This window comes from Actinacidiphila bryophytorum (assembly GCF_016916835.1).
GTDB classification, from domain to species: Bacteria; Actinomycetota; Actinomycetes; order Streptomycetales; family Streptomycetaceae; genus Actinacidiphila; species Actinacidiphila bryophytorum.
Genome location: NZ_JAFFIX010000030.1, coordinates 62951 through 87141 on the forward strand (window position 1 = coordinate 62951; position 24191 = coordinate 87141).

Here is a 24191-nt window from a genome sequence, read left to right on the forward strand (position 1 = left end):
CCCGGTACGACGATCCAGCTGTCCCAGCTAAGGGGTGTTCCCATGGCGAACGAGAACGCGTCCAGGTCCGTCTCCAGCCGCCGCAGCGACGTCGGCGGCAAGACCACCATCGCCGACTCCGTGGTGGCGGTCATCGCCGGCATCGCCACCCGCGAGGTCGACGGTGTCCACACCATGGGAGGCGGCGCCTCCCGCGCGATGGGCGCCGTACGCGACACGGTCTCCCGCTCCACCGACTTCACCCGCGGGGTCAAGGTCGAGGTCGGCGAGAAGCAGGCCGCGGTCGACCTCGACGTCGTCGTCCTCTACGGCACCGAGATCGCCGACGCCGCCGCCCAGATCCGCTCCCACGTCGCCAACGCCGTGGAGCGCATGACGGGCCTTGAGGTCGTCGAGATCAACGTCAACGTCCGCGACGTCTACGTACCGGGCGAGGACAACGAGGAAGAGGAGTCCCGGGTCCGCTGACCTGGACGCGGGCTCCCGCCGCGCACCCGGATGGCCCTTTTGGGCTGCCCCGGATGGCGCAGACGGCCGACCAGGGGTGCTATGTAACAAAGCGTGCGCCCATAAGGGCGCACAGTAACCCCGCACGGTGTGTGCTCACCCGTGGCACGTCGGCAAAGGGAGCCGCGCCATGTCATCCCCATCCCACCCCGCAAGCGACGACGAACCCGCCACTTCCAAGCGCGAGGAACCCATACGCACCCTGCTGTGGACGGCAGCCACCTCCCGTCCGCTGTCCGAGGTCGCCGCCCTGGTCGGCCTGCTCAAGCGCAACACCCGCTCCAGGGGCCGCCGTTCCAACGACGGCGACGAGGCCCTGCGCGCCGCGGCGGTCGCCCGCCCGGTGGGCGACGTACGCCAGCTCGTGGCGCTGCTGAGCGAGTCCCCGAACAGCACGGGGGAGGCCGCCACCACCCTGCGTGCGGCGGCGGTGGGCCGCCCGATCGAGGACGTCGCCGAACTCGCCGGCATCCTCGACTCGCCGGACGCGCAGGACCCCGCTGACGGGCGGAACTCCCCGGACACGCAGGACCTCTCGCCGGCCCCTGGTCCGGCTTCACCCGCCGCCACGGGCACCCTGGGCTCCGCCGCTCAGGTCCCGTCCACCGCCGTGGCCGTCAGGCAGCCCCAGCCGCGTACGGCGGCCCGCCGTACGCACCCCGCCCTGCGCTGGGCCGCCGTCGCGCTGCTGCTGGCGGTCGGCCTGCTCCAACTGCCCGCGGACGCGGCAGGGCTGCGCGCCGGGACGTACACCGACGCGGTATCCGCCGCGCTCGCCGTGGTCTGCGTCGCGGCGGGCGTCCTGCTCGCCGTACGCGACGTGCTGTGGGCGTGGGCGCTCGCGGCTGCTGCCGCGGTGGCGGTGCTGCTCGCCCACCTGCTGCCCGCGGCACTGGGCACCTCGCCCACCCTGGTCCACAGCGTCGCCGCCGCCCCTGCGGGCGCGGGCGTGGCCCGTGCGGTGTGCGCGGCAGCGGCCCTGGCGGCCCTGGCCCTGTCGGCCGCGGCGACCCTGCGCACCCTGCGCCCGCTCCGCCCGGCGGCACCGCCGCCCGACCGCGCCTGACCCGCGCCTGACCCACCCCTGGCTCCCTCCGGTCCCGCACGGGACGGGGGGGAGCCGCGCATGTGCGGCAGCCCGCCCGCCCTTCGTGCGATTCGCGTGCGATCCGGTGCGCGGTTCTTGCTAGGTTGGCGCGCGGAGGTGGGTGATGCCCACAGAGGACGAGCTGTTCAGCGCGGTGGACGCGCTGCTCGACGAGGTCGCGGCGGCCGAGGCGCTGCCGCCGCCCGCCGAGCGCCGGCGGCTGCGCGAGGCCGCGGGGCTGAGCCAGGCCCAGGTCGCCGCCGCGGTCGACACCCGCCGCGAGGCGGTGGGCAACTGGGAGTCGGGCAGGACCGACCCGCGCCCGCCGCAGCGCGCCGCCTACGCCCGCCTCCTCGAAGGCCTCGCCACCCGCTTCCCGGCCCCCGCCGCCCCGCCGGCCCCCGAACCCGCCCCGGCCGTGCGGCCGGTCGTACGAGCAGCACCCGCTGCCCCGCCGGCCCCCGACCCGGCACCAGCGCCGGCCGAAGCAGCAGCACCCGCAACCCCTGCCGCCCCGCGAGCGCCCGAGCCGGCGCCGACACCGGCTGCCGAACCCGTCGCACCCACAGCACCCGCCGCCGTACCCGAGCCCGCAGTTGCGGAGGCCCCCCGCGCCGCACCCGCGTCCCCGTCCAGGCCGAGGTCGGCGGCCAGGCCCCAGCTGGCCCGCCGCACCCAGCCCCGCAAGCCCGCCGCCGCCACGGGTACGGCCACCGACCCGCGCTTCGTGAACGGCCCGCTCGGCGTTCTGGACGGCGACGGGTCGCTGTACTGCGCAGGCGGCCTGGTGCTGCCGTGCCCCGCGGCGAGCGTGCCGGATCTCGTCGAGTGGACGCTCGCCGAAGCCAGGCTCGGCGCGGCCCGACTGCACCGCTCGGGCAAGGACTCCGACCCGCTGGTCGTGCTCACCGCCGGCGCCGCCGCACGGCTCGGCCTGCCCGAGCGGCTCGCGGACCGCCGGCAGATGCGGCTGCCGGACGACCACAAGGTCGTGCGGCAGATCGCCCGGGCCAAGTGGCAGCTCACCCGCAGGGGCTTCGGCCCGTGGGCACGCGTCTACCGGCCCGCGAGCGGCGGCGAGCGCCGCTGCGTCCAACTGGCCGTGCTGCCCTGGGACGCCCTGGACGCCCGGGCGTGGGGGAGTGCGGGCGAACTTCCGCCCGCCGAACTGGCCCGGGTGCTGACCGCGTACGCGGCCCGGGTGCTCACCCCCCGCGGCTCCACCGCGGTCGCCGGCCTCGAACTGATGTCCGCGCTGCGCCCGCCGACCCGCGCGGTCAAGGACGAGGCGACGGGCACCTGGGTGCCGGGGCCTGTTCCCGGCTCGCTCACCCGGGCCTTCGACCCGGCGCCGCCCGAGGCACCCGACGAGCACCCGGTGGTGGCCGCGCTCCACCCGCGCGCCCACCAGCGAGACGAAGCGGAGGTCCTGGACGAGGAGGCCTTCGACTGGATCCGCGGCGCCGACCTGCTCACCGACGCCGAGTGCGCCAAGCCCTTCGCGGTCGGCGTCGACGTGAACACCGCCTTCCTCGCCGCCGCCAACCGCCTGGTCGTCGGCCTGTCGGGACCCGAGCACGTCAGGGCGCCGCGCTTCGACAAGTCGGTGCCCGGCTGCTGGCTGGTGGACCTGTCAGGCATCGAGACCGACCCCCGGCTGCCATCGCCCTTCACCCCGCACGGCGGGCGCCCGACCGGCCCCGCCTGGTATGCGACGCCGACCGTCGCCTACGCCCAGGAGTTGGTCGACACCTTCGGCCTGCCCGTGGAGGTCCGCCCGGCCGAGGCCTACGTACGCCGCGAGGCCGGCCCGTACCTGGACCCCTGGTACAAGCACCTGACCGACGCGTACAAGCTGACGATGGCCGACCTCGGGGTGACCGCGGACCTGTCCCCGTACGACTTCCTCACCGCGATGGAGCGCCACAAGCAGGGCGACCCCGGGATGGCCGCGGTGCTGTCGGCGGTCAAGTCGACGGTGAAGGGCGGCATCGGCAAGCTCCGCGAGCGCCCGCAGGGCGCCGGGTACCGGCCGGGCGAGCGCTGGCCCGCACTGGAGCGCCCCACCTGGCGCCCCGACATCCGGGCCGCGGTGATCGCCGCGGCCCGGGTGAACATGCACCGCAAGCTCGTCAGGACCGCCCTGGCCACCCAGTCGGGACCGCCGCCCGCCGGGTCCGTGGTGTTCGGCGACGACGCGCTGCTGCCGGTCGCGCTGCTGTCGGACTGCGCGGTCTACCCCTCGCCCGGGCCGTCCCCGCTCGACGTCCTCCCGTACGGTACGGACGGCAAGCCGGCGCCCGGCACCTTCCGGCTCGGCGTCTCACCCGGCATGGTCAAGCACGAGGGGACCCAACCGCTGTTCTGGGCGGTGGAGCTGATGGAGCAGCAGTACAACCCGGCGCGCCACATCAAGGGCGACGGCGCACAGGACGACGGGGAGTAGCCGGCCGTGGGCGAGATCGAGGACGCACTGCGGCGCGCGGCCGCCAACACCGCGACCCGCCCGATCCCGAAGTCCGCGGGCGCGCGGATGCGCTTCCTGGTGAAGGCCGAGCGCGGCTCGACCCGCGCGGTGGCAGCGCGCCTCGGCATCACCCAGCGCACGGTCGAGCGCTACGTCAAGGGCACCCTGCTGCGCCCGCGCCCGGAACTGGCCGCCCGCCTGGAGGCCGAAGTGCGCCGTGCCTGGCAGCCCAGGGTCCAGCAGCGGGCGAAGAAGCAGGCCGCCACGGCCACGGGCATCGTGATCGAGACCCGGGCGCGCTTCGGCTTCACCGCGGCCCCCGGCAGCACCGACGACGCCCGCCTGCGCCGCGTCACCCAGCACCTCCCCCCGTCCTACGCGGCCCGCCTCTTCGACGCCCAGGCGGCAGGCGCGACCGAGCAGCAGCTGCGCCAGATCGCGGCCGAGGGCCTCCAGGAGGCCTACTTCAAGGACCACGGCCGCCGCGCCCACGACCTGTCGGTCGAGTTCACCGACATCGACTACGTCGAACTGGACTTCTGATCCGGCCGCGAGGCCGGTGGTGGAGGGCCGGCCGGCCCGTGACCTGCTGCCCGCCGTGCCGCGGGCAGCAGGTCGGCGCGAAGGCGGGAGTCAGCGGCCGACCGCGCCTCCGGCGGCGGTTTCGAGCAGGAGTTTCGCGCCCACCTCTGCCCCGTCGGTGTGCATGCTGCCCGCCACGGCCCGCGCCCGGGCGAGGGTGCGGGGGCTGAGGGCGGTGGCCAGCGCCGCCGTCAGGGACTCGGTGGTCGGCGTCGGGCCGTCGTGCGCGGCACCGATGCCCAGGTCGGCGACCCGCGCGGCCCAGTACGGGTTGTCCACCGCCTGCGGCACCACCACCTGCGGCGCCCCGGCCTGGGCGGCGATCGTCGTGGTGCCCGCGCCGCCGTGGTGCATGACCGCGGCCACCCTGCCGAACAGCACCTGCAGATTGGCCTCGCCGACGACGAAGCAGTCGGCCCCGTCATCGATCCTGGCCAGCTCCGCCCAGCCGCGCCCGACGATCGCCCGGCGCCCGTGCGCACGGATCGCCCCGATCGACACCTTCGCGGCGTCCGCCGCGACCTCCTGGGTGCTGCCGAAGCCGACGAAGACCGGCGGCGTACCCGCGTCGAGGAAGGCCAGCAGGTCGTCCGCCAGCAGGCGTTCGTCCGGCTGGATCCACGCACCCGTGTGCACGACGTCGAGATCAGGGGTCTCCGGCCACGGGCCGAGAACCGGGTCGGAGGCCAGCCACGGCCGGCGGGTGAAAGCGAAGTCGTAGGCGTTCTCCACCGGCGGCAGCCCGACCGAGGCGCGGTGGTTGTTGAGCGCCTCGCCGTACAGCGAGGTGAGGGTCTGGGCGTGCAGGTCCCACAGCGCCCGGTTGTCGGTCACTCCCGGCGGGTGTGTCTGGCCAGGCAGCAGGAGCGGCGGCGGTTGGTGGTGCGTCCGCAGGATGAGCGGACTGAAGGTCGCGTACACATAAGGGATGCCGAGCTTCTCGGCCGCCGACCGCGAGGAGAAGTGGGCAAGGCCGGTCGCAAGGAGGACGTCGCAGCCCTCGGCGGCCGCGACGACCGTGTCGTACTGCGCGGCCAGTTCGGCCGCGCGCTGGGCGGCCTGCGACTCCTGCGACGGCTCGGAGAGCGCGACCTTCGGCTTGCCGACGGTCACCACTTCCACGTCGACCCTGCCCAGCAGCTCGGCGAAGACCTCGTCAGGGGACACGCAGATTCGCACCTGCGCGCCGAGTTCGCGTAATCGCGCCGCGAGCGCCGCCAGCGGTTCGACATCGCCGCGTGATCCGTACGTCGACAACAACACACGCATTCTGCAACTCCTGTCTTGTCAGGTAACAGCTCTCCCGGCAATTCTGCTGTCCGAGGAGGGCCTTGCGGCAAGTCCCCCGAGGCGCTGTACGTTGGCAACTGCGCAGGACTGCGGGGGTGGTGCGGATGGACGCCGAGGTGGCGGCGCTCGCTGCGGCGGGCGCCACGGCGGTCGTGGAGCAGATGGCGGGCGACGCGTGGGCGCAGGTACGCGACCGGGTGGTGGCGTTCTTCGCCCGCCGCGGCGGCGAGGAGACGGCGGTCGAGGGGGAGTTGGAGACCTCCCGCGAGGAACTGCCCGCCGTGGGCCAGGCGGACGTCGAGGCCATGTGGCGTATCCGGCTGCGCCGCGCCCTGGCGGCCGACCCCTCCGCCGCCGCCGAACTGCGCGCCATCCTCGACGACCTGCCCCCCGGCGGCTCAGGCCAGCGCACGGGGGACGTCCACAACGTGATCAGCGGCGGCGTCCAGCACGGCCCGGTGATCCAGGCGGGCAATGTGGGCCCGGTGACCTTCGGGGCGCCCGAGCCCCGCGACTCCACCCAGGACTGAGCCACCCGCCCGACGACCCGTACGGCCGATGCCGCTCACCGCGCACGAGGTGTCCCCCGGGCGTCACCCGGGCGGCCCGGACCTTTCGGGATTCCTGACCGCGTCCTGCCGGCCCTGGCCGCCGGCCCAGGCGGCGAGCATCCGCAGGGCCTCGTCCGAGGGCGACCCGGGATCGGCGAGGAAGACGAACAGCGTCTGGTCCGGGTCGTCGGGGAAGGTCAGCGCCTCGGTGCGCAGGGTCAGCCGGCCCGCGACCGGATGCCGCAGCGATTTCACGTCGTGGCCCGCCCTGACCACCTTGTGGCGGGCCCACCAGCGGCGGAAGGTCTCACTCTTCATGGACAGCTCACCCACCAGCTCGGCGGTCCGCGTGTCGTCGGGATGCCGGGCGGCGTCCATCCGCAGGATGCCGACGAAGACCGCGGCGACGGTCTCCCAGCTGTCGGCGAACAGCGAGCGCGCGGTCTCGTCGAGCATGACCCAGCGGGCGGCGTTACCAACGTGCTGGCCAACCTCACGGTCCTGCGCGCCGCGCTGCCCGCGCTGCGCGCCTCGCAGGGCCGCGTCCTGCAGACCTCCTCGCTGATCGGCCAGTTCGCCTGGCCGTCCGCCGGCCTGTACGCCGCCTCCAAGGCCGCCGTGGAGCTGTTCAGCGAGGCGCTCGCGCAGGAGCTGGCGCCGACCGGCGTCAAGGTGACGATCAACGAACCTGGAGTCTTCGCCACGGAGTTCGCCTCCAGCCTGCACGTCGTGGCCCCCGACGAGGTCTACGCACCGACCGTCGGCGCCTTCCTGGCCCACTTCGCCGCCCTCCCGCCGGAGGCGTTCGGCGACCCCGCAGCAGTGGCGGACGCGATCATGGCCGTCAGCGCCCTGGAGACCCCACCGCTGCGCCTGGCGGTGGGAGCCGACGCCGTCGAGCACATCCGCGCCTCCCTCCAGGCCCGCCTGGACGAACTGGCCCGCTGGGCGTCCTTCCCGCCGCTCCCGGAGGCCCCGGCCCGCCCCTGAGTGCGCCGATCTCCGGGAACTTCGCGCTCCGGCGATGAGTTTCTCCGGCCGTTGCCGTCTGACCTGGTGACGCGAGCGCGCGCGGGCGGTGTGCCCGCTCGGCCGACGGCGACAGGACAGGCAGGAGACCCAGGATGAGCACCCCGGTGAAAGGCCCCGCGAGCTACTTCCCTTCGATCGAGAAGAAGTACGGCCGCCCGATCGCGGAGTGGACGGACCTCATCCGTGCCTCGCCGCTGACCCGGCACATGGAGCTGGTCGCCTGGCTCACGTCGGAACACGGCCTGGGCCACGGCCACGCCAACGCCCTGGTCGCCCACACCCTCGCCCAGCCCCGCGGCAACTGACACGACGGCCAGGTCCGCCTCGGACCACGCGTACGGCGGCTACCGCCGGGGCCGGGCCGGGGTCAGAATGGCTACCGGCGCCGCGGGGCGGCGCGCAGCGGAACGGGGGACACGGTGGACGTACGTCTGGGTCTGACGGTGCAGGGCGCGGCGGGCGGGATGGCCGGCGGCCGCACGGGGGAGCCGCAGCCCGGGCCGCAACAGGCCGAGCACCGGCGGGAGATCGCCAGCCTGCTGGAGCAGGGGACGCAGGAGCGCGAGGCACGCGAGCTGGAAAGGTCGGAGGACTACTACTGGTCGGCTCTCGACCTGGCCATTCAGTACCGCTCCCGGCTGCAGGAGGGCTGGGCCTGGTACGGCCTCGGCTCCTGCCGCACCCGGCAGGACGACCACGGGACGGCACTGCGGTTCTTCACCCGGGCCGACCGCATCGCCGACGAGACGGGCGACAAGCACCTGAAGGCCTGGTGCCTGCACAATTTTGGTATCTGCCACCGCGAACGCGGCGACGTCCCGCTGGCCGAGGACTACTTCGAGCAGTGCGTGGAGATGGCCGAGGCCCACGGGTCCTACGGAGCCGCCGGGTGGACGCACCACCAGCTGGCGGAGCTGGCATGTGCGGAATCCGACCCCGCACGCGAGCAGCAGCACTACGCGGCTGCCGCACAGGCCGGCCTGGCCTCGGGTGACGACACCCTGGCCGGCTGGAGCCTGATCCACCTCGCCCGGTGCACGGAGGCCTCCGGCGACCTCCCGGCGGCGAACGAGAAGTACGCGCACGCCGCGAAGATCGGCACCCGCTCCAACCCGGATATCCTCCGCCAGGCCACAGACGGCCTCGCCAGAACCACCCCCGCGGACAGCGTCTGATGAGATGCGGTGCGGCCGTGCGGCCGGTGACAGCAAGTGCGGAGGGGCTGGGGCATGGGGCTGGGGCGGCGGCTGTTCGTGGGGGGTTTCACCGCGGGAGCGGCGTCGGTGGCGGTCGGCGGAGTGGCGCCGGCGGCCGCGGACGACGGGGTGACGGTCTTTCCCGGTCAGGTCAGCGCGGAGGGATTCACCGCGGATTCCGATGTCAGGACAGGCTTCTTCAAGACCACCTCGGTCTCCGAGCACGCGGTGACGGTCTACCAGGCCGGCGAATCCGGCTCGGGCGCGGCGCTGAACGTCATCTCCGACAATCCGGGCACGTCGGCGGTGTATGTGCGGGGCGTGGAGTCCGGCCGCGGGTCGGTGGAGATCGCCCACGTGGGTCGTGCGGACGGGTCGGACGCGTCGGCCTCGGGGCTCTCGATCGACCTGCAGACGGCAGGCACAGCGGCGCAGGGCATCTTCGTGACCGCGACACAGGGGCCGACGTCCAGCAGCCCGGTGCACCGGCCGGCCTGCTGGTCGGGGGCGTCGTCCGTATCGGGGACGCCGCCGCGGCACCGGCAGGCGGCGACGCGGCAGGAGGCGGGGCGCTCTACGCGGCGGGCGGCGCCCTGATGTGGCGCGGCTCGAACGGCACCGTCACCCGCATCGCACCGGCCTGAGCGGGGGGGCGGGCATGGAGCTGACCCCTGAGGAACTGGTGGCGGAGTTCCAGGACGCGGTGGTGGAGCTGGACTTCGCGCGTAAGCGCATCGTGCTGCTGGAGGCCGAGGCCACCGCGCTGCGGGCGCGTCTGGCGGAGGGCCGGGAGGAGGACCTGGACCCGGCGAACGGGGAGGGCTGAACCCGCCCTGCCGGGTCAGCCCTCCGGCGTGATGCCGAGGACGGGCAGGCACTCGGCGACGTTGCCGAGCTGGATGTCGTCGCGCCGGTTGCGCTCCCACACCTCGCGGGTGAGCCGCCACCGCTGGATCTGCGCGGGCTGGCCGCGGCGGCTGTCCCAGTCGGTGCCGTTGCGCTCGTAACCCAGGCGCTGGGAGACGCGGTTGGACGGTGCGTTGTCGGTGAAGGCGTCGCTGCCCGCCTCCCGCGCGCCGAGCCCGGCGAAGGCCAGATGCAGGATCGCCGCCCGCATCTCCGAGCCGAGCCCCTGCCCCCGGCGGCCGGGCGCGAGCCAGGAGAAGCTGGACACGGTGCCGAACCGCGTGAAGTCCGTGGCGATGAGGTCCTGCATGCCGACTGCCTCACCGTCGACCAGCACGGCGAAGTACAGCCGCCAGGCGTCCGGACTCATCCGCGACCGCCCGCCCCAGATCCCGCGCATCCACCGCCACTCGCGCTCGGGGCTGTCGGCGTAGAAGGAGATCGGGTCGTCGAACGGCCACGGCTCCGCGTCGGCGATCCCGCCCCGCACGATCGGCACGAGCCGCTCCAGCAACTCGTCACTCGCACCGGCCAGCGTCAGCCGCGGTGTGCGGATCTCGACGTTCAACGGCGGATAGGTAAAGGCCACCCCGGGACGCTAGCCAGTCCACCACCCCCACCGCACCCGGTTTTTCCCGCGGGCCGCGGATCGGGTGGGTGCATCGTCGTGGCCGCTGTCGGTCGACGGCCTGCTGGTGCCGGCTACCATCGTACCGCGTCTGGCGTGGCGTCGGTCCTCCTCGCCGGGTGGCCGAGACGAGCCTGGGCCGCACGCCGACCGGCGCGGAGTCGGACCGGGCTGCCGGTACGAACAACTACGGTCGAGCAGTCCTTGCTCGCTGGCGCCGTGGGTCCTTTCGATCCAGGTCACGATGGCGATCCGCAGTTCCTGGCGGGTGGTCCGTTGCCGGGGGTCGAGGACGCCCTTCTGCAGGAGGCTGGAGGAGGACTCCACGCTCAGATGGCGGGACCAGTACTGTCCCAAGGTGATGAAGCCGGATGGGATGAAGCTGGGGATCGAAGCAGCGCGCCTTCTCGCCGCTGCGGACTGCTGCGAGACAGCGCCGGGACTGAGTGAGATCGAGTTCCAGCGTATTGAGCAGGAGTACGGCATCGAGTTTGCCGACGACCACCGGGCTTTCCTGGCGTCGGGATTGCCGGTCAGTCAGCCGCCCGAAGAGGGGGACACGTGGGAGAAGCCGTGGCCGGACTGGCGCAACGGCGACCCCGAAGGACTCCGAGAGCGGCTTGAGTGGCCCGTGGAGGGCGTTGCCCTGTCGGTCCGACGCGGCTACTGGCATCCGAGCTGGGGGCAGCGTCCGGAGGATGCCGACGAGGCCCTTCGGCAAGCTCAGGCGCTGCTTGCCCGGGTCCCCAAGCTCGTTCCCGTCTACGGGCATCGCTTTCTCCCTGCCGGCCATGGCTCCCACGGCCACCCGGTTCTCTCGGTGTGGGGCACCGACATGATCTGTTACGGCAATGACCTGGTCGACTACGTCAACCACGAGTTCGACGATTTCGACGCCCACACCCCCGACGACTGGCGCCCGCAGGCGACCGTCTCGTTCTGGCGGGATTTCCTGCCCAGGACCTGATCTCGCGGCGGCGACCGTCCCGAACGCGCGGTCGACTCACAACGGGCCTGCCGCGGTCGGTGGAACGTCGGCCGGGCGCTCGCAGTGCCGGTCGGCGAAGGTTTCCGCGCCTGCAGGCAGCAGCCGTCAGGTTCGCCCTCGCCCCACGGCGCTCGGCGCTCGGCGCCAGGGTGAGGATCTGGCGGAGGCATCGGGGACGAGGAACCTGGTCCGGTGCGGTCAGGGCGCCCCGTGGACCGCACCGGGGGCACCGGCGCATGGCGCAGACGGGTGAGGGGTTCGAGGCGGGGTGCACCGCGGCGGCGCCGCGCCCGCCGTGCAGCTTCTATCCGCTCTGCAGGCCGTTAGGGCTCCGGGTCGGCCGGCCCAGGGGCGTGCCGGGCCGGGGCTGGTGTGGAGTCCGCGCAGGCTGGAGGCGGGTTCGGTCCGCAAGCGAGCCGGGTGGCGGACTTTTCAACCACGGATGGCGCAATTGCGCCAAGTGGGGTATTTCGGCCGTGTTCGGGATGATGGCGCCACAATCCTCGCACCCGTTCCCGTGCTGGTCAGGGCCGCCCTTCTACCCGCTGGTCCAACCTGGCGGCAATCGTGCGGGTTGGGCGGGTACGCCCGGGTGGACGGAGGATGAATTCCCAGGTTGCAGGAGGTGTGCGGAAGCGGACCGGACCGCCTGGCAGGTGGTGGCCATGGTGACCGGATTGGGGGCTGCGGCGATCTTCGCCACCTCACATAGTGGATGCCGCCGCTGGATGTCCCGGCGGCATCGAGGGGGAATTCCATGCGTTTCATGCGGAGAGCGGCTCTTGCCCTGACCGGTGCTGTGCTGGCGGGGGGCCTGGCCATCGTGACGTCCGTCCCGGCGTCCGCCGCGACAGGACAGAGGACGACCGCGGCTACGTCCAGTTCGACCCGGGCCGGCACCGCGTCGCCGGCGGCGACCTCGTGCCCGACCGAGGGGCAGCGCTTCAAGTACCCCGACTACGCCACCGTCTACCTGGTGGGCCCGAACCACGTCGTGTACTACTTCCCGGACGCCTCGGACTACAGCGGGCTGTGGAGCAGCTACTCCGGCATCGTCACCTACAGCGCGAGCGTCCTCAACAGCTGCCTCACCGGCCAGGTCCACCCGATGTACGCCCCGGACCTGGTCAAGGTGACGGGCAACCCGGCCGTTTACATCTGGGACTCGTACTTCGGCTACTACCGCTGGATCACGAGCCAGAGCGTCTTCGACAAGTACGGCTTCTCGTCGTCCAAGATCAAGACATACGACCTCGTCTACCCGGTCGGCACCAGCAACTACTGGGACTAGGGCCGTTTCTCACCGAACTCCGGATCGTCCGCCCCCGGGCGCCTTCTCACCCCGGGAGCACACGGCGGCACATAAGGGCCGGGCACGGACCCCACGACGGGGTCCGTGCCCGGCCCGTTGCCGTGCTGCCCTACCAGCGCATGCCGAGCTTGTACGGCGCCCCGTCGGCTTCTTCGATGCGCTTGCGGGGCGCCTTCAGGTGGCCTCGCGGGCGTGGAACTGGCGGGCGGCCCGCAGGTACGCGGCCCATTTGCCGTGGCCTCGCCCCGCTGGGTCGGCACGGAGGCGCCGGCCTCGACGAGGTTGCTGTACGCACCTGATGATCACGGTCGCCAGCGGCAGTGGTGGCGAGCTGGCCACGGTGGGTAAGGCCGGTGGTGAGGGTGATGCCGTTGAGCCGACGACGCTGTGGTCCTGGAGGAGGTCCGTGGTTGTGCTGGTGTCAGCGAGCGGGACGCTCCAGAGCCGGTTGCAGTCCTCTCCCCGTCGACGAGCAGAGCTTCGTTGTCCCATGCGAAGGCCATCGGCACGCGCCGTCAGACCGGGCCGCGACTCGGCCGGGGCGCGCGGGGGACCCACACGGACGGAAAGGGTGACGTGAACTGTCACCTTTGGCGTGCACCGTGGTGGCATGGACAAGAACATCAGCACCCAGCATGTCGGTCAGGACAACCCGCTTGCCGGCCGGATCGCGCTTGTCGCCGGGGCCACCCGGGGCGCTGGCCGTGCCCTGGCGGTCGAACTCGGCCGTGCCGGCGCCATCGTCTACGCCACCGGCCGCACCACCCGCGAGCACGTCAGCGAGGTCGGCAGGACCACGGAGACGATCGAGGAGACCGCGGAGCTGGTCACGGCGGTCGGCGGCACTGGCATCGCTGTCCCCACCGACCACCTCGACGAGGACCAGGTACGCGCCCTGGTCGAGCGCATCGACCGCGAACAGGGGCGGCTGGACATCCTCGTCAACGATCTGTGGGGTGGCGAGCATCTGCTTGTCGGTTCCGTCTTCGGAAAGAAGAGCTGGCAGACGCCGCTCGCTGACGGGCTGCGCATCCTGGAGCTGGGCGTGCGTTCGCATGTGATCACCGCGGCGCTGGCCCTGCCGCTCCTGGTCCGATCGCAGGCGCCGCTGCACGTGGAGGTCACCGACGGCACGGCGGCATCCAACCGCCGCTACCGCGAGAACCTCTACTACGACCTGGCGAAGAACGCCCCGATCCGGATCGCCTTCGGGCTGGGCCAGGAACTGGCAGAGTACGGGGGCACGGCGGTCGCGGTGACACCCGGCTTCCTGCGCTCGGAGCAGATGCTCGCCCACTTCGGCGTGACGGAGGAGAACTGGCGCGACGCTGTGGCCCGGGAACCGGACTTCGCGATCGCCGAGTCGCCGTACTACCTCGCCCGCGCGGTCGCCGCGCTCGCCGCCGATCCGGACCGGGCCGCCCGCTGGAACGGCAGGTCCGCCTCCAGCGGAGAGCTTGCGAAGGCCTACAGGGTACGGGACACCGACGGCAGCCAGCCGGACGCCTGGACGTACATCGAGGAGGTCAGGTACGGCGGGAAGGACGCTTCGGCGGACGACTACCGGTGATCCTGCGGTTCCGCGCCGTACAAGGCGGCAAGAGCCTGCGCGTGTTCGCGGAAGCGGGCGCGCAGGCTCTGCGGGGCCAGCACCTCCATGTCCGCACCCAGCGCGGCCAGTTGGGTGAAGGCGACGTCCTGCGACTCCACCGGCACGTCGAGCGTGACACGCCCGGCGGCGTCCGGCGCGGTCGCGGAGGCCAGCGCCTCGCCCAGGCCGGCCGGGTCCGCCACGGTGGGCAGCAGGCGCAGGCCCCGTTCGGTCAGGCGCACGGTGACGGTCGCCCGTAGCAGCGCCCTGGCGAACCCGGCGGCGTGGTCCTGCCAGTAAGCGGTCAGGTCGAAGGACGGGTCTCGGGCGAAGTGTTCGTCGGTGCCGGGAGCAGGGGACAGCGCTGTGACGCGGTCGACGCGGTAGGTACGCCACGCGCCGTCCGGGTCCGGCCGTTCCCCCGGGACACGGCCCACGACGTACCAGACCCCCGCTTTCAGGACGAGCCCGTACGGCTCCAGCAGGCGGTTGACCCTGCGGGGCGGCGCGCCGTCGCGGCCCGGCCGCGCGTAGGCCAACTGGACGGTGCGGTCCGACCACACGGCGCGGGCCAGCTCCGGCAGCAGCTCCGGTGCCGACGGCTCGCGGAACCAGGCCGGGGCGTCGAGGTGGAAGCGGCGCACCGACGACTCGGCTGCCGCACGCAGTGACGGGAGCAGGGTGGCCGACAGCTTCAGCCGGGCCGTGTCAGCCGCGCCCGACAACCCCAGATCACGCAAGGCCGTGGGCAGACCCGACAGGTAGAGGGTCTCTGCCTCGGTGGGATGCAGCGTGGTCAGCCGGGTCCGATACCCCGGTGCCAAGTGGTAGCCGCCTGTGCGGCCGCGCTCTGACCGGATGGGAACGCCCGCCTCCTGCAGTGCCTGGGCGTCGCGGATCACGGTGCGTTCGGAAACGGCCAGTTCGCGGGCAAGAGCGGCAGCGGTCAGTCCAGGGCTCGACTGGACGAGGAGCGCCATACGGATCAGGCGGGCGGCACGCATGGTTCAAGGATCGCGGACCCGCCGCCGTGTTGTTCCGGGCCTCCCGCGAGGGCTGGTCTCCGTAGCACAGCACAAGGGCGACGGCGACTTCACGGCCACCATTAACCCCGAGTTCACAGCCCGTGTCCCGCAGTTCATTGTCTTCTCGCAAGACTCCCTGTGGGCGCCCGGTCCCGGCTCGCTCACGATCTCCGTGCCCCCGATGTCCGGCTGACGCCGATCCCCGCACCTCGTTCCACGTGGCGGGTCACCTGCCGACCCGCCGGCCGGACCCGGACGCTTCTCCGGCTGCCTGGACGCGGCAGGGCGGCTCCGGGCAGGCCCTACAGCTCATGGCACCAGTGCCCTCGACCCGCGGGAGTTCTCCATGGACAGCGTGCCCCTCGAAGCGGCATACGCCTTTCGTACGGCGGCCGCCGAGGCCGTAGGCGACGCCTGGGAGAAACTCGACCCCGACGACCGCGCCGCCGCCGACACGGCCCTGACCCGGACGCTGCTCGCCGACCGCGCCCTTGCCGCCGCGGCCCGCGACGTCCTCGCCGGCCATGCGGCGGTCGTCGACTGCCGGGCGGCCGTGGACGAGGCGGCCGTCGCCGCGCTGTGCGCGTCGACCTCATACCAGGAGCGCATCGCGCGGCTCCGCACGGACGCGGGCTGGCTGGTGGAGACGGTGACCTCGACCCCCGACAGCCTGGCCGCGACACCCGTCGCCCTCCACCTCCTGGACAGCACCGGCCGGCCGCTCCCCGAGCGGCACCTGCCGTGGCGCGAGGCGGTGCGTGTGATGGTGACCGACCACATCCCGCGATCCACGTCCCGCCTCGCGGCCCTGTCGGGTGCCGTGCGCGTCTGATGAGCTGGCGGTGAGGCCCGTACCCCGTACGCCTTCGTGCCCGCTCTTGCCCGTGGCTGCCGGAAGGCACGACGATGTCGGTCGCTGACACTCGCCCACCGAAGCCCGTACGACGAAGAGGGTGCCGACCATGCGCAAGACGTTCCTGACGACCACTCTGGCGGCCGCGGCGGCAGTGGGTTTCGCCGCGGCACCGGCGCACGCGGCGGCGGTGGACATGCCCTTCTCCATGGCGTACGGCAACAGCCAGACCTCGGGCTCGATCCATTTCACGAGCGGCTACACCGCCTCCCTCAGCGGCGTCGTCCACGCGGCCAGCGGCCAGCGAGCGATCTGCGCCGACGGCTACAACGGCAGCGTGGAGGCAGGCGGCGGCTGCAGCGACTGGGCGTCGGCGGGCGGCCCGGACGCGACCTTGAACACGTCCTTCAGCATCAACCTGCCCGGCGGTGTCCAGCGCGTCGTCATCTACATGCTGGAGGAACACGGCGACACGGTGGCGAGCGAGTACTGCACCCGCTCAGGCTGCACCCGCACCCTGTGACCCCCTGACCGAGCCCGCGGTGGTTGTTCATGCCAGGAACTCGCCGATGCCGGAGGGGTCCCGAACCGTGGCAGTGCACCAGTCGACGAGTACGAGGTCGTACTCACACATGGCCTGCGCGAGGACTGCGGCCGGCTCGGCCGCGGTGCTCGGGGAGGGAGTGAGGCACAGGACTTCGACGTGGTCGCCGTAGGTCTGGCCATGGAGGGTGAGCGAGCCGACGTTGATCGGGAACGAGTCGGTTGCACGGCTGCGCCCGCCGTCGTGGGTGACGCCTTCGTACGGGATGCTGCCGGCGCGCCGCCGTGAGGACAGGCGCCGCCCACAGACGTCTGCTCCGGCGAGGGGCGCACGCGGAGCCCAGCGGATGTGGATCATGTCGAAGGCGCGCAGCGCAGAGTGGCCCTGCCCGACGAGCCTCGAATGCTCCCGGTGGATCCGGCGGATCGCACGCAGCTCGGCCTCGGCCTCCGCGGCGACCTGCCGGGACAGCATCTCGGTCTGCCGCCAGTCGTCCTGGTGGATCCCGAAGAGAGCGCCGGCGCCGGCCTGCGCGGTTCCGGTCGGCGGGAGCGTGTCGCAGATGGTCGCCAGTGAGTAGCTCACGTCCTCCGGCGCGGCCACCTGGACCCGGCTCAGCCTCAGCACGAGGCTCCCGCCGGCAACGAACTCGCCGGCGTCCGGCGGTTCGGCCCGAACGACGTCCCAGGGCTCTCCCGCGAGTTCGAGGCGCATCGCCGACGCGAACGGCCCGGGCAACTGCCCGGCGCTGAGTTCGGTCCTCCCCAACTCGCTCCCGTCCGCGGCGTCCACAAACACCACCCGCACCGTGCCCGGCATACCCATACCCCCTCATGTCCGCTGAGCCTTCGCCCACCGACCCCTTCACCGGGGCCGCCCCCCATCGGCCCTCTGGAGCAGATCCCCCGTGACCGCGCCCGGCCTGCCGTATCGGTGGTGTGCTCGCAGTGTCCTCCGCCGGGGTGACGGCCTCGCACGGCTGGGTGCTGTCGGCTGCCCCGGGGTTGGCGTCACACGCACCAACGTGTCGACGGGGTGGTTCGCTGACCGTCCGTCGCTCCCGTCATGTGATTCACCCATCCGGCGACGTCGTCCGCTGCTGTGCCGGCGGTGCTGGCGTGTCGGGGGTAGGGCCTAGACTCCGGTCGCGTGTGCATCCGACGGCTGTGAGGGGGAGGTATGGCGGTACTCGATGACATCACAGCACTTCTGGGTCAGCCCGGTTTCCACTGGTCTGATCCTGCCCCCTGGGCGCGGCTGGAGGAGGAGTTCGGGGTTTCCTTCCCTGCCGACTTCCGGGAGATCACCGACGCGTACGGGCCTGTTCTGATCAGTGGAAAGCTGTACCTCGATCACCCCGGGCATTCGATCAGGAATCTGGGTGAGGAGATCAGGGAGTTGATCGGTTTCTGGCGTGAGGAGGATTCAGCCGAACTCCTTCCCGGTAGAGCGGGAGCCGCCCCCGGAGAGCTGCTCCCAGTCGCGACGGGCACGACGGCGGAGACTGTCTTCCTGCGGATACCGGTTGACAAGGCGGCGCCGTGGTCCGTGGCCGTCCAGGAACTGGACTCCGGTGAGTTCATGCTCTACGAGATGACTTTCGGCAACTGGCTGCTGGCATTCCTCAGGGGCGAGGACGTCATGGCGGGTTCTTCCTTCCCCGACCGCCCGTTCTACGAGTCCCTGGCCTAGGAGCGGTTGTATCGGCGTTCGGGCGGATGTGCCGGGGTCGGCTCCGCCGGGGGATGCACAGTGCCTGCACTTCACGGTCGAGGAGGATGCAGGCGCCCACGACGAGGGGGAGCAGGAACGTCATCTCGAAGGCCCCGCCGGCCTCGAAGCGCGCGCCGTCCGGGCCCTGGTCGCGAACCTGGGTTGACCGGGCGGGGCAGCCCATGCCGATCAGGTGTGTATCAGCGTTGGTGTCCTGCGGGTTGTGTGCGGATTGTGGTTTCCGCCGCACCGATGAGTTTCGTGTGGCTGGGCAGTCGATCCTGTCGGGTCCGCCGGAGGGGCGGGCTGGTGCCGGGAACGTTCCGGCGCGGGAGGAAACGCATGGAGGCAGTGATGGGCGTCGAGGACTCCGGGCAGGAGCGCACGATCCGGTCGGGTCGGCAGGGGGCGCGGGTGAGCGGTCCGGAGGTGTTGGTGGCGGGGGCGAGCATCGCGGGTCCGGCGCTGGCCCACTGGCTGCACCGGTTCGGGGCGGAGGTGACGGTGGTGGAGCGGGCTCCCGGGCTGCGTCCCGGGGGACAGGCGGTGGACGCGCGAGGAGTGGCCAGGGAGGTCATCAGACGCATGGGGCTGGACACCGTGGTCCGCGCGGCGTGCACCGACACCGCCGGCGCGCACACGGTGGACGCCGGCGGGCGCGTGCTGGAGACCTTCCGCGCGGACGACGACGGTGGCGACGGTTTCATCGCGGACATCGAGATCCTGCGCGGGGACCTGTCCCGGCTGCTCTACGACGACACCCGCGGCGGTGTCGAGTACGTCTTCGGCGACCGGATCGCCGAACTCACCCAGGGCGCGGACAGGGTCGACGTGGTTTTCGCGGGCGGTGCCCGGCGGCGCTTCGACCTGGTGGTCGGGGCCGACGGGCTGCACTCGCCGCTGCGGGCGATGGCCTTCGGACCGCATGAGCGGTTCCTGCGCCACCTCGGCCATGTGCTGGCTTTCTACAGTGTGCCCAACGAGTTCGGGCTGGACCGCTGGCTGCTGGAGTACCAGGACCAGGAGTCCGGGCGCTCCGCCCTTCTGCGACCCGTCCAGGACGCCACCCGGGCCATGTCCATGTTCACCTTCGCCTGCGCGGACTTCGACGCCGACTACCGTGACGTCCCCGCCCAGAAGCGCCTGCTGCGTGAGCGGACCGCGGGCCTGGGCTGGCTGGCCCCGGACATCCTCGCGCACCTGGACGACGCCCCGGACTTCTACCTGGACCAGGTCGCGCAGGTGGTGATGGACCGCTGGTCGAGCGGACGGGTGGCGCTGCTCGGAGACGCGGCGTTCAGCTCGTCGCCGATGTCCGGGCAGGGCACCGGGCTGGCACTGGTCGGCGCTTACCTGCTGGCCGGAGAACTGGCCACCGCCGGCTGGGACCCCGCCACCGGGTTCGCCCGCTACGAGGCGCGGATGCGCCCGTTCGTCGAGGCCAACCAGGAGATCGGCCGGTTGAACGCCCGCAGCCGCGACGTCCCCGGCCCAGACGCCGAGCCGCGCCCCGATTTCACCGGCGAGTGGTTCACCGATCTGGTCGGCCGCGCGATCAACGGCATCGAGCTCCCCGACTACGCGGGGTCGCCGGCCGCCGCAGCCCCGGCAGGGCCGTAGCAGGGGGTCTGGACGGTTGTGTCTACTGAGGCGGCCTGCGGGGCCGCGAGCCGGCTGCCGCGCACGCTGTCGGAGCGGTCCTGCATCCCGAGCAGCTATGCAGCCTGGAGTTCCGGGTCTGTGACGTCGACGCGGACGACCGGTAGTCCCGCGACCAGCCCGAGGTTGCGGGCCTGCGAGAGCGTCAACTTGTACGCCACCTCGCCGAACCGCCCGTCCCGGTCGTCGTCCATGCCCGCCACCACCACCGGAGCCCCGCCGCTGCCGTTTCCCGGCTCCGGCGGCGCCTCCCACACCCGGGGTCTCGCGGTCATGCCCAGGCGGCGGTCCGCCGGCACCTTGGTGTTGTCGTGGATCGCAGCCCACGGTTTGCTGCCCCTGCCGCTGGCCCGGTGCGTCCCCGGAGCGATGCGAATCCCCGCGGGTGCCCCACCGGAGGTCACGTATGAATCCAGAGCCTAGCGCACACTAATATTTGACGCACATACCTAAGGGGACCACCCACTTTCGACGGCAGCTCCGCCCCAGGGCATTGCACGGCCGCCCCGAGCCTTCACCACCGCTGCCCCGCACGCCGTCGCCGTGCTGCATGGTGAAGGCAGCACGACGCCGCGTCCTGCATGGTTGGGCGGGACCGGGAAGGACAGTAAGGGCGAACAACTCCTGGACCACACGAGCAGGAACGGAGCCCGACATTGGGCGATCACGGCACACGGTTCTGGCGGGTACCCGGGAACCTCCCGGTAGTAGGTCACGTCCTGCGACTGCAGCGCGACCCCCTGGGATTCCTGGAATCCCTGCCCGCATACGGGGACCTGGCGCAGGTACGCCTCGGCCCGTGGCGCGCGTACGTGGCCTGCCACCCGGACGTGGCCCACGAAGTACTGACCGACTTCCGGCGCTTCGACCGCACCGGCCCGGTCTACGACAAAGTGCGCCAGGCCATGGGCGCCGGTCTCGCGACCGCCGGATACCACGATCACCGCAGGCAGCGACTGGTGATGCAACCCGCCTTCCGGCACGAGCATCTGCGCGGCTACGTCGAGGTGATGCGCAGGCAGGTAACGGCGGCCACCGCCGACTGGCAGGACGGTACGGTCCTCGACCTCACCGAGGCCATGTTCGAACTGACCACCAAAGTGGCACTCGCTGCCCTGTTCTCCTCCCGATTGGACCCACACGAAGCACGGGAGCTGCGGACAGCCTTCGACGTCTTCCTCACCGGCCTCACCTCCCGAGCAGCACTACCCGGCATCGGCCGGTTGCCGACACCGGGCAACCGCCGCTACGCCCGGGCTCTCGCACACTGGCAGGCCCAGGTCCGCCGGCTCATCGCGGGCTACGGCGAACCGGGCACCGGGCACGACGACCTGATGTCCCGACTTCTCGCGGCCCGCGACGAGGAGGGCCGCGCCCTGTCGCAGCAGGAACTCTCTGACCAGGTCGCCGTGCTGCTGCTGGCCGGCGGGGAGACGACGTCGTCGGCTGTGGTGTGGGCCGTTCATCTGCTGGCGGGCCGCCCCGACGTCCTTACCGCGATGCGGGCCGAGACGGACGCGGTCCTCGGCGGGCGGACCGCAGGCTTCGCGGATCTGCCACGGCTGCAACTGACCGGCCGAGTCGTCAAGGAGACCCTGCGGCTCTACCCGCCGGGCTGGCTGACACTACGGACCGCCACACGCGACACAACGCTGGCCGGACACCGGCTGGCGACGGGCAGCATGGTGCTGGTCAGCCCCTACCTCCTCCACCGCCGCGAGGACGTCCACCACGATGCCGCCCGCTTCGACCCAGACCGCTGGCTCACCGGCCCACCCACCACACGCGGCACCTACCTGCCATTCGGCGCAGGCGCCACCAAATGCATCGGGGAAGAGTTCGGAGAAGCAGAAGCGACCGTGATCCTGGCATCCCTGCTGAGCCGGTGGGAACTGACCCCGATCGGCGGCCCCGTCACATGCTCGGCCCGACTCGTCCTCTCACCAGCATCATTCCGGGTACGACTCACCGCACGGCCCGCTATCAGCTGAGCCCCACAACTCTCCTGCCGGTAGCGCTGGATGCATTGCGCGGCAGTGGGCCGATCGGAGATCGTGAGGGACTCATATTTGTCGGGCCGTCAACCCGTACCGGCAATGAGCCGTCTGCTCGGGTGGACCAAGGCTGCATGGAAACCCGCTGGGGCGCGCGCCAGGTATGCCCTAGCGTCTAGCCATGAGTGAGGACACATGGGTCGGAGTACGGGAGCGGGTACTCAGACTGGGCAAATTCCCAGGCAGTGAATCGGTCTTCGGTGTCCGCGGGCATGGTTTTCGGCTTGGTCCGGTCATGCAAGCCGAACAGGTCCAGGCCCTGGAGACCGCTCTCGGCGCCACCGTGCCCGCCCCCTACCGGAATTTCCTGCTCCACGTCGGAGCCGGAGGTGCCGGCCCTGACTATGGCCTGATGACGCCTGTCCCGAACGACCGCGGATGGCAGTGGAGCGGTATCGGCCTTGCTACCCGGCGCAGCCGACCCCCACCGGAAAGGCCGCGCTGCCTTTCGTAGCGGAAACCCTGCAAAAGGAGCTCGACGCGCTGAGCGCACAGGAACCCAAAGCGGAGGCCTTTGCCACCGATGACGCGTTCCGTCACGCGTTCGCGGCCTGGGACGCGCGCTACGAAGAGCTTTACGACGCGCAAGAGGTGGGGGTGGTCTTCCTGAGCGAGCAAGGCTGCGGCTACTCCTCGCTGCTCGTCATGACAGGTTTGCACAAGGGCACCGTCTGGGAGGATCTCCGGCCGGCAGACAGCGGCATCGCACCGACCGGACTCGACTTCGGGCAGTGGTATCGGCGCTAGTGTCCTGAGTCGTTAGTTCTCTTGCGGTTGCAGGGTGGGTCGGTGCCTGGTCCCAAGCCGTTGCCGTTGGAGTTGTCCGATCATGAACGCCGGGTGCTGCGGGGTTGGTTACGCAAGCAGACCGCCTCGCAGGCGCTGGTGTTGCGGTCGAGGGTCGTGCTGGCGTGCGCGGACGGTCGGCCGAATGCGCAGGTCGCGGATGACCTGGGCGTCTCGCGGGAGACGGTGCGCAAGTGGCGGGCCCGGTTCGTTGCGGACCGGCTGGAAGGCCTGGTGGACCGACCGCGCGCGGGGGCACCGCGAAAGATCACGGACGAGCAGGTCGAAGCCCTGGTCGCCAGGACACTCGGTCAGTCGCCGCCGGCGGGTGATTCGTACTGGTCGACGCGTTCGATGGCCCAGGCGGCGGGCATGTCGCAGTCGGCTGTCTCGCGGATCTGGCGGGCGTTCGGCCTCAAGCCGCACATCGTGGAGACGTGGAAACTGTCGACCGACCCGCAGTTCGTGAGCAAGGTCCGCGACGTGGTGGCCATCTACCTCGCCCCGCCGGAGAACGCCCTGGTCCTGGCAGTGGACGAGAAGTCGCAGATCCAGGCCCTGGACCGGACCCAACCGGTATTCCCGATGGCACCGGCCACGCCGGCGAAGATGACGCACGACTACATCCGGCACGGCACGACCAGCCTGTTCGCCGCTCTGGACATCGCCTCCGGCTCGGTCATCGCCCAGCACTACCGCCGCCACCGCCACCAGGAGTTCCTCCGCTTCTTGAAGGTCATCGACGCAGCCGTCCCCCAGCACCTCGAACTCCACTGGTCCTGGACAACTACGCCACCCACAAGACCGAGCCGGTCAAGAAGTGGCTGCTACGACACCCCCGCTTCCACCTGCACTTCACCCCCACCTCGGCGTCCTGGCTCAACCTCGTCGAGCGCTGGTTCGCCAAGCTGACCTGCCGCAAACTTCGCCGCTCGGCGCACCGCAGCGTCGTCGAACTCGAACGGGACATCCGCGGCTGGATCAACGAGTGGAACAAGAACCCCAAGCCGTTCGTCTGGATGAAGACCGCCGACGACATCCTCGACACCCTCGCCGCGTACTGCACACGAATTAACGACTCAGGACACTAGCTCGACCGCACAGAACAGAAAATCAACAATGCGTCACCTATACCCGGAGGCTGAAACGCTGACTGAGGCATCGGCGTGGCGCAGCGAGAGGAGAGTGGTGGGCATGGGAAGTCGCTGGAGAGCCAGGCCCCCGTTTCTCGGGACTCACCACTCTGCCCCCTCTTCCTGGCCAGCTTGCTCGTTGCAGGACTCCGTGAGGGCGCCGCCAGGACCCGAGCGGAGCGAGGGCCGAGTCCGCTGGCGGGCCGTCAGCCCTGAAGCGAAGCGGAGGGGTTGACCCGCGGCGAAGCCGCGGGCAGGCCGTGCGAAGCACGGCCACGCACCGCGGA

Annotated in this window: 25 protein-coding genes and 1 pseudogene; 20 read left to right on the forward strand and 6 right to left on the reverse strand. The window is 71.7% G+C overall.

Annotation, left to right across the window (positions count from 1 at the left end; all coding sequences use genetic code 11):
• The first annotated feature begins 42 nt into the window (after positions 1–42).
• The 4 genes from JT723_RS30985 (at position 43) to tpg (ending at position 4604) form a co-directional block, all read left to right on the forward strand.
• Entirely contained in the window at positions 43–468 is a 426-nt protein-coding gene (locus JT723_RS30985) for an Asp23/Gls24 family envelope stress response protein (protein ID WP_205048176.1), read from the forward strand.
• A gap of 169 nt (positions 469–637) precedes the next feature.
• The gene (locus JT723_RS30990) at positions 638–1573 is read left to right on the forward strand and encodes a hypothetical protein (protein ID WP_205048177.1); all 936 of its coding nucleotides are present in this window, start codon (positions 638–640) and stop codon (positions 1571–1573) included.
• 145 nt (positions 1574–1718) lie between these two features.
• Positions 1719–4040, forward strand: coding sequence for a telomere-associated protein Tap (gene tap, locus JT723_RS30995; protein WP_205048178.1), 2322 nt, complete (start codon positions 1719–1721; stop codon positions 4038–4040).
• A gap of 6 nt (positions 4041–4046) precedes the next feature.
• Positions 4047–4604: a telomere-protecting terminal protein Tpg gene (gene tpg, locus JT723_RS31000; protein ID WP_205048179.1), complete on the forward strand. Its 558-nt coding sequence runs from the start codon at positions 4047–4049 to the stop codon at positions 4602–4604.
• Positions 4605–4694: 90 nt separating this feature from the next.
• On the opposite strand, the gene JT723_RS31005 is transcribed toward tpg, so the two are convergent.
• Complete coding sequence (locus tag JT723_RS31005) at positions 4695–5912, reverse strand: glycosyltransferase (protein ID WP_205048180.1); 1218 nt, start codon at positions 5910–5912, stop codon at positions 4695–4697.
• Between the two features lie 125 nt (positions 5913–6037).
• Between JT723_RS31005 and JT723_RS31010 the strand changes: the two genes are divergently transcribed.
• A complete protein-coding gene (locus JT723_RS31010; protein ID WP_205048181.1) occupies positions 6038–6463 on the forward strand; it encodes a hypothetical protein in 426 nt (141 codons plus the stop codon).
• Between the two features lie 63 nt (positions 6464–6526).
• Here JT723_RS31010 and JT723_RS35575 read toward each other — a convergent pair whose 3' ends face one another.
• On the reverse strand, positions 6527–6940 hold the full coding sequence (locus JT723_RS35575; RefSeq protein WP_240166449.1) for an MmyB family transcriptional regulator: 414 nt from the start codon (positions 6938–6940) through the stop codon (positions 6527–6529).
• 24 nt (positions 6941–6964) lie between these two features.
• On the opposite strand from JT723_RS35575, the gene JT723_RS31020 reads away from it, so the two are divergent.
• From JT723_RS31020 to JT723_RS31040, 5 genes are all read left to right on the forward strand, one after another.
• Positions 6965–7474 (forward strand): SDR family NAD(P)-dependent oxidoreductase, encoded by a 510-nt coding sequence (locus JT723_RS31020; protein ID WP_251513910.1) that lies wholly within the window; start codon positions 6965–6967, stop codon positions 7472–7474.
• A 134-nt stretch (positions 7475–7608) separates the two neighbouring features.
• Entirely contained in the window at positions 7609–7821 is a 213-nt protein-coding gene (locus tag JT723_RS31025; RefSeq protein WP_205048184.1) for a DUF4287 domain-containing protein, read from the forward strand.
• A gap of 114 nt (positions 7822–7935) precedes the next feature.
• On the forward strand, positions 7936–8691 hold the full coding sequence (locus tag JT723_RS31030; protein WP_205048185.1) for a tetratricopeptide repeat protein: 756 nt from the start codon (positions 7936–7938) through the stop codon (positions 8689–8691).
• 54 nt (positions 8692–8745) lie between these two features.
• A complete protein-coding gene (locus tag JT723_RS31035) occupies positions 8746–9309 on the forward strand; it encodes a hypothetical protein (protein WP_240166450.1) in 564 nt (187 codons plus the stop codon).
• A gap of 61 nt (positions 9310–9370) precedes the next feature.
• The gene (locus JT723_RS31040; protein ID WP_205048186.1) at positions 9371–9538 is read left to right on the forward strand and encodes a hypothetical protein; all 168 of its coding nucleotides are present in this window, start codon (positions 9371–9373) and stop codon (positions 9536–9538) included.
• Positions 9539–9553: 15 nt separating this feature from the next.
• Here the strand turns inward: JT723_RS31040 and JT723_RS31045 are convergent, their stop codons facing one another.
• Positions 9554–10207, reverse strand: coding sequence for a GNAT family N-acetyltransferase (locus JT723_RS31045; RefSeq protein ID WP_205048187.1), 654 nt, complete (start codon positions 10205–10207; stop codon positions 9554–9556).
• Between the two features lie 400 nt (positions 10208–10607).
• Between JT723_RS31045 and JT723_RS31050 the strand changes: the two genes are divergently transcribed.
• The 3 genes from JT723_RS31050 to JT723_RS31060 all read left to right on the forward strand — a co-directional run bounded on the left by JT723_RS31050 (position 10608) and on the right by JT723_RS31060 (position 14116).
• Positions 10608–11213 (forward strand): SMI1/KNR4 family protein, encoded by a 606-nt coding sequence (locus JT723_RS31050; protein ID WP_240166471.1) that lies wholly within the window; start codon positions 10608–10610, stop codon positions 11211–11213.
• Between the two features lie 787 nt (positions 11214–12000).
• Entirely contained in the window at positions 12001–12525 is a 525-nt protein-coding gene (locus tag JT723_RS31055; protein ID WP_205048189.1) for a hypothetical protein, read from the forward strand.
• A 631-nt stretch (positions 12526–13156) separates the two neighbouring features.
• Positions 13157–14116, forward strand: a complete 960-nt coding sequence (locus tag JT723_RS31060) for an SDR family oxidoreductase (RefSeq protein WP_205048190.1) — start codon at positions 13157–13159, stop codon at positions 14114–14116.
• On the opposite strand, the gene JT723_RS31065 is transcribed toward JT723_RS31060, so the two are convergent.
• Entirely contained in the window at positions 14107–15141 is a 1035-nt protein-coding gene (locus tag JT723_RS31065) for a helix-turn-helix transcriptional regulator (RefSeq protein WP_205048191.1), read from the reverse strand. The genes JT723_RS31060 and JT723_RS31065 overlap by 10 nt on opposite strands.
• Positions 15142–15508: 367 nt before the next feature.
• Here JT723_RS31065 and JT723_RS31070 point away from each other — a divergent pair, with 367 nt between their 5' ends.
• Both JT723_RS31070 and JT723_RS31075 read left to right on the forward strand, forming a co-directional pair.
• Positions 15509–15994, forward strand: coding sequence for a hypothetical protein (locus tag JT723_RS31070; RefSeq protein WP_205048192.1), 486 nt, complete (start codon positions 15509–15511; stop codon positions 15992–15994).
• 130 nt (positions 15995–16124) lie between these two features.
• Positions 16125–16538, forward strand: coding sequence for a hypothetical protein (locus tag JT723_RS31075; protein ID WP_205048193.1), 414 nt, complete (start codon positions 16125–16127; stop codon positions 16536–16538).
• Positions 16539–16565: 27 nt separating this feature from the next.
• Here JT723_RS31075 and JT723_RS31080 read toward each other — a convergent pair whose 3' ends face one another.
• Positions 16566–17378: a hypothetical protein gene (locus JT723_RS31080; RefSeq protein ID WP_240166451.1), complete on the reverse strand. Its 813-nt coding sequence runs from the start codon at positions 17376–17378 to the stop codon at positions 16566–16568.
• 360 nt (positions 17379–17738) lie between these two features.
• Between JT723_RS31080 and JT723_RS31085 the strand changes: the two genes are divergently transcribed.
• Positions 17739–18251, forward strand: a complete 513-nt coding sequence (locus tag JT723_RS31085; protein ID WP_205048195.1) for an SMI1/KNR4 family protein — start codon at positions 17739–17741, stop codon at positions 18249–18251.
• 363 nt (positions 18252–18614) lie between these two features.
• Complete coding sequence (locus JT723_RS31090) at positions 18615–19892, forward strand: FAD-dependent monooxygenase (protein ID WP_265749839.1); 1278 nt, start codon at positions 18615–18617, stop codon at positions 19890–19892.
• 95 nt (positions 19893–19987) lie between these two features.
• Here JT723_RS31090 and JT723_RS31095 read toward each other — a convergent pair whose 3' ends face one another.
• Entirely contained in the window at positions 19988–20206 is a 219-nt protein-coding gene (locus JT723_RS31095) for a hypothetical protein (RefSeq protein ID WP_205048196.1), read from the reverse strand.
• A gap of 381 nt (positions 20207–20587) precedes the next feature.
• Between JT723_RS31095 and JT723_RS31100 the strand changes: the two genes are divergently transcribed.
• The 3 genes and pseudogenes from JT723_RS31100 to JT723_RS31110 all read left to right on the forward strand — a co-directional run bounded on the left by JT723_RS31100 (position 20588) and on the right by JT723_RS31110 (position 23862).
• Entirely contained in the window at positions 20588–21922 is a 1335-nt protein-coding gene (locus tag JT723_RS31100; RefSeq protein WP_205048197.1) for a cytochrome P450, read from the forward strand.
• A gap of 441 nt (positions 21923–22363) precedes the next feature.
• Positions 22364–22732 (forward strand): hypothetical protein, encoded by a 369-nt coding sequence (locus JT723_RS31105; RefSeq protein ID WP_205048198.1) that lies wholly within the window; start codon positions 22364–22366, stop codon positions 22730–22732.
• A 42-nt stretch (positions 22733–22774) separates the two neighbouring features.
• Positions 22775–23862, forward strand: a pseudogene (locus JT723_RS31110) (IS630 family transposase).
• Positions 23863–24191 lie beyond the last annotated feature (329 nt).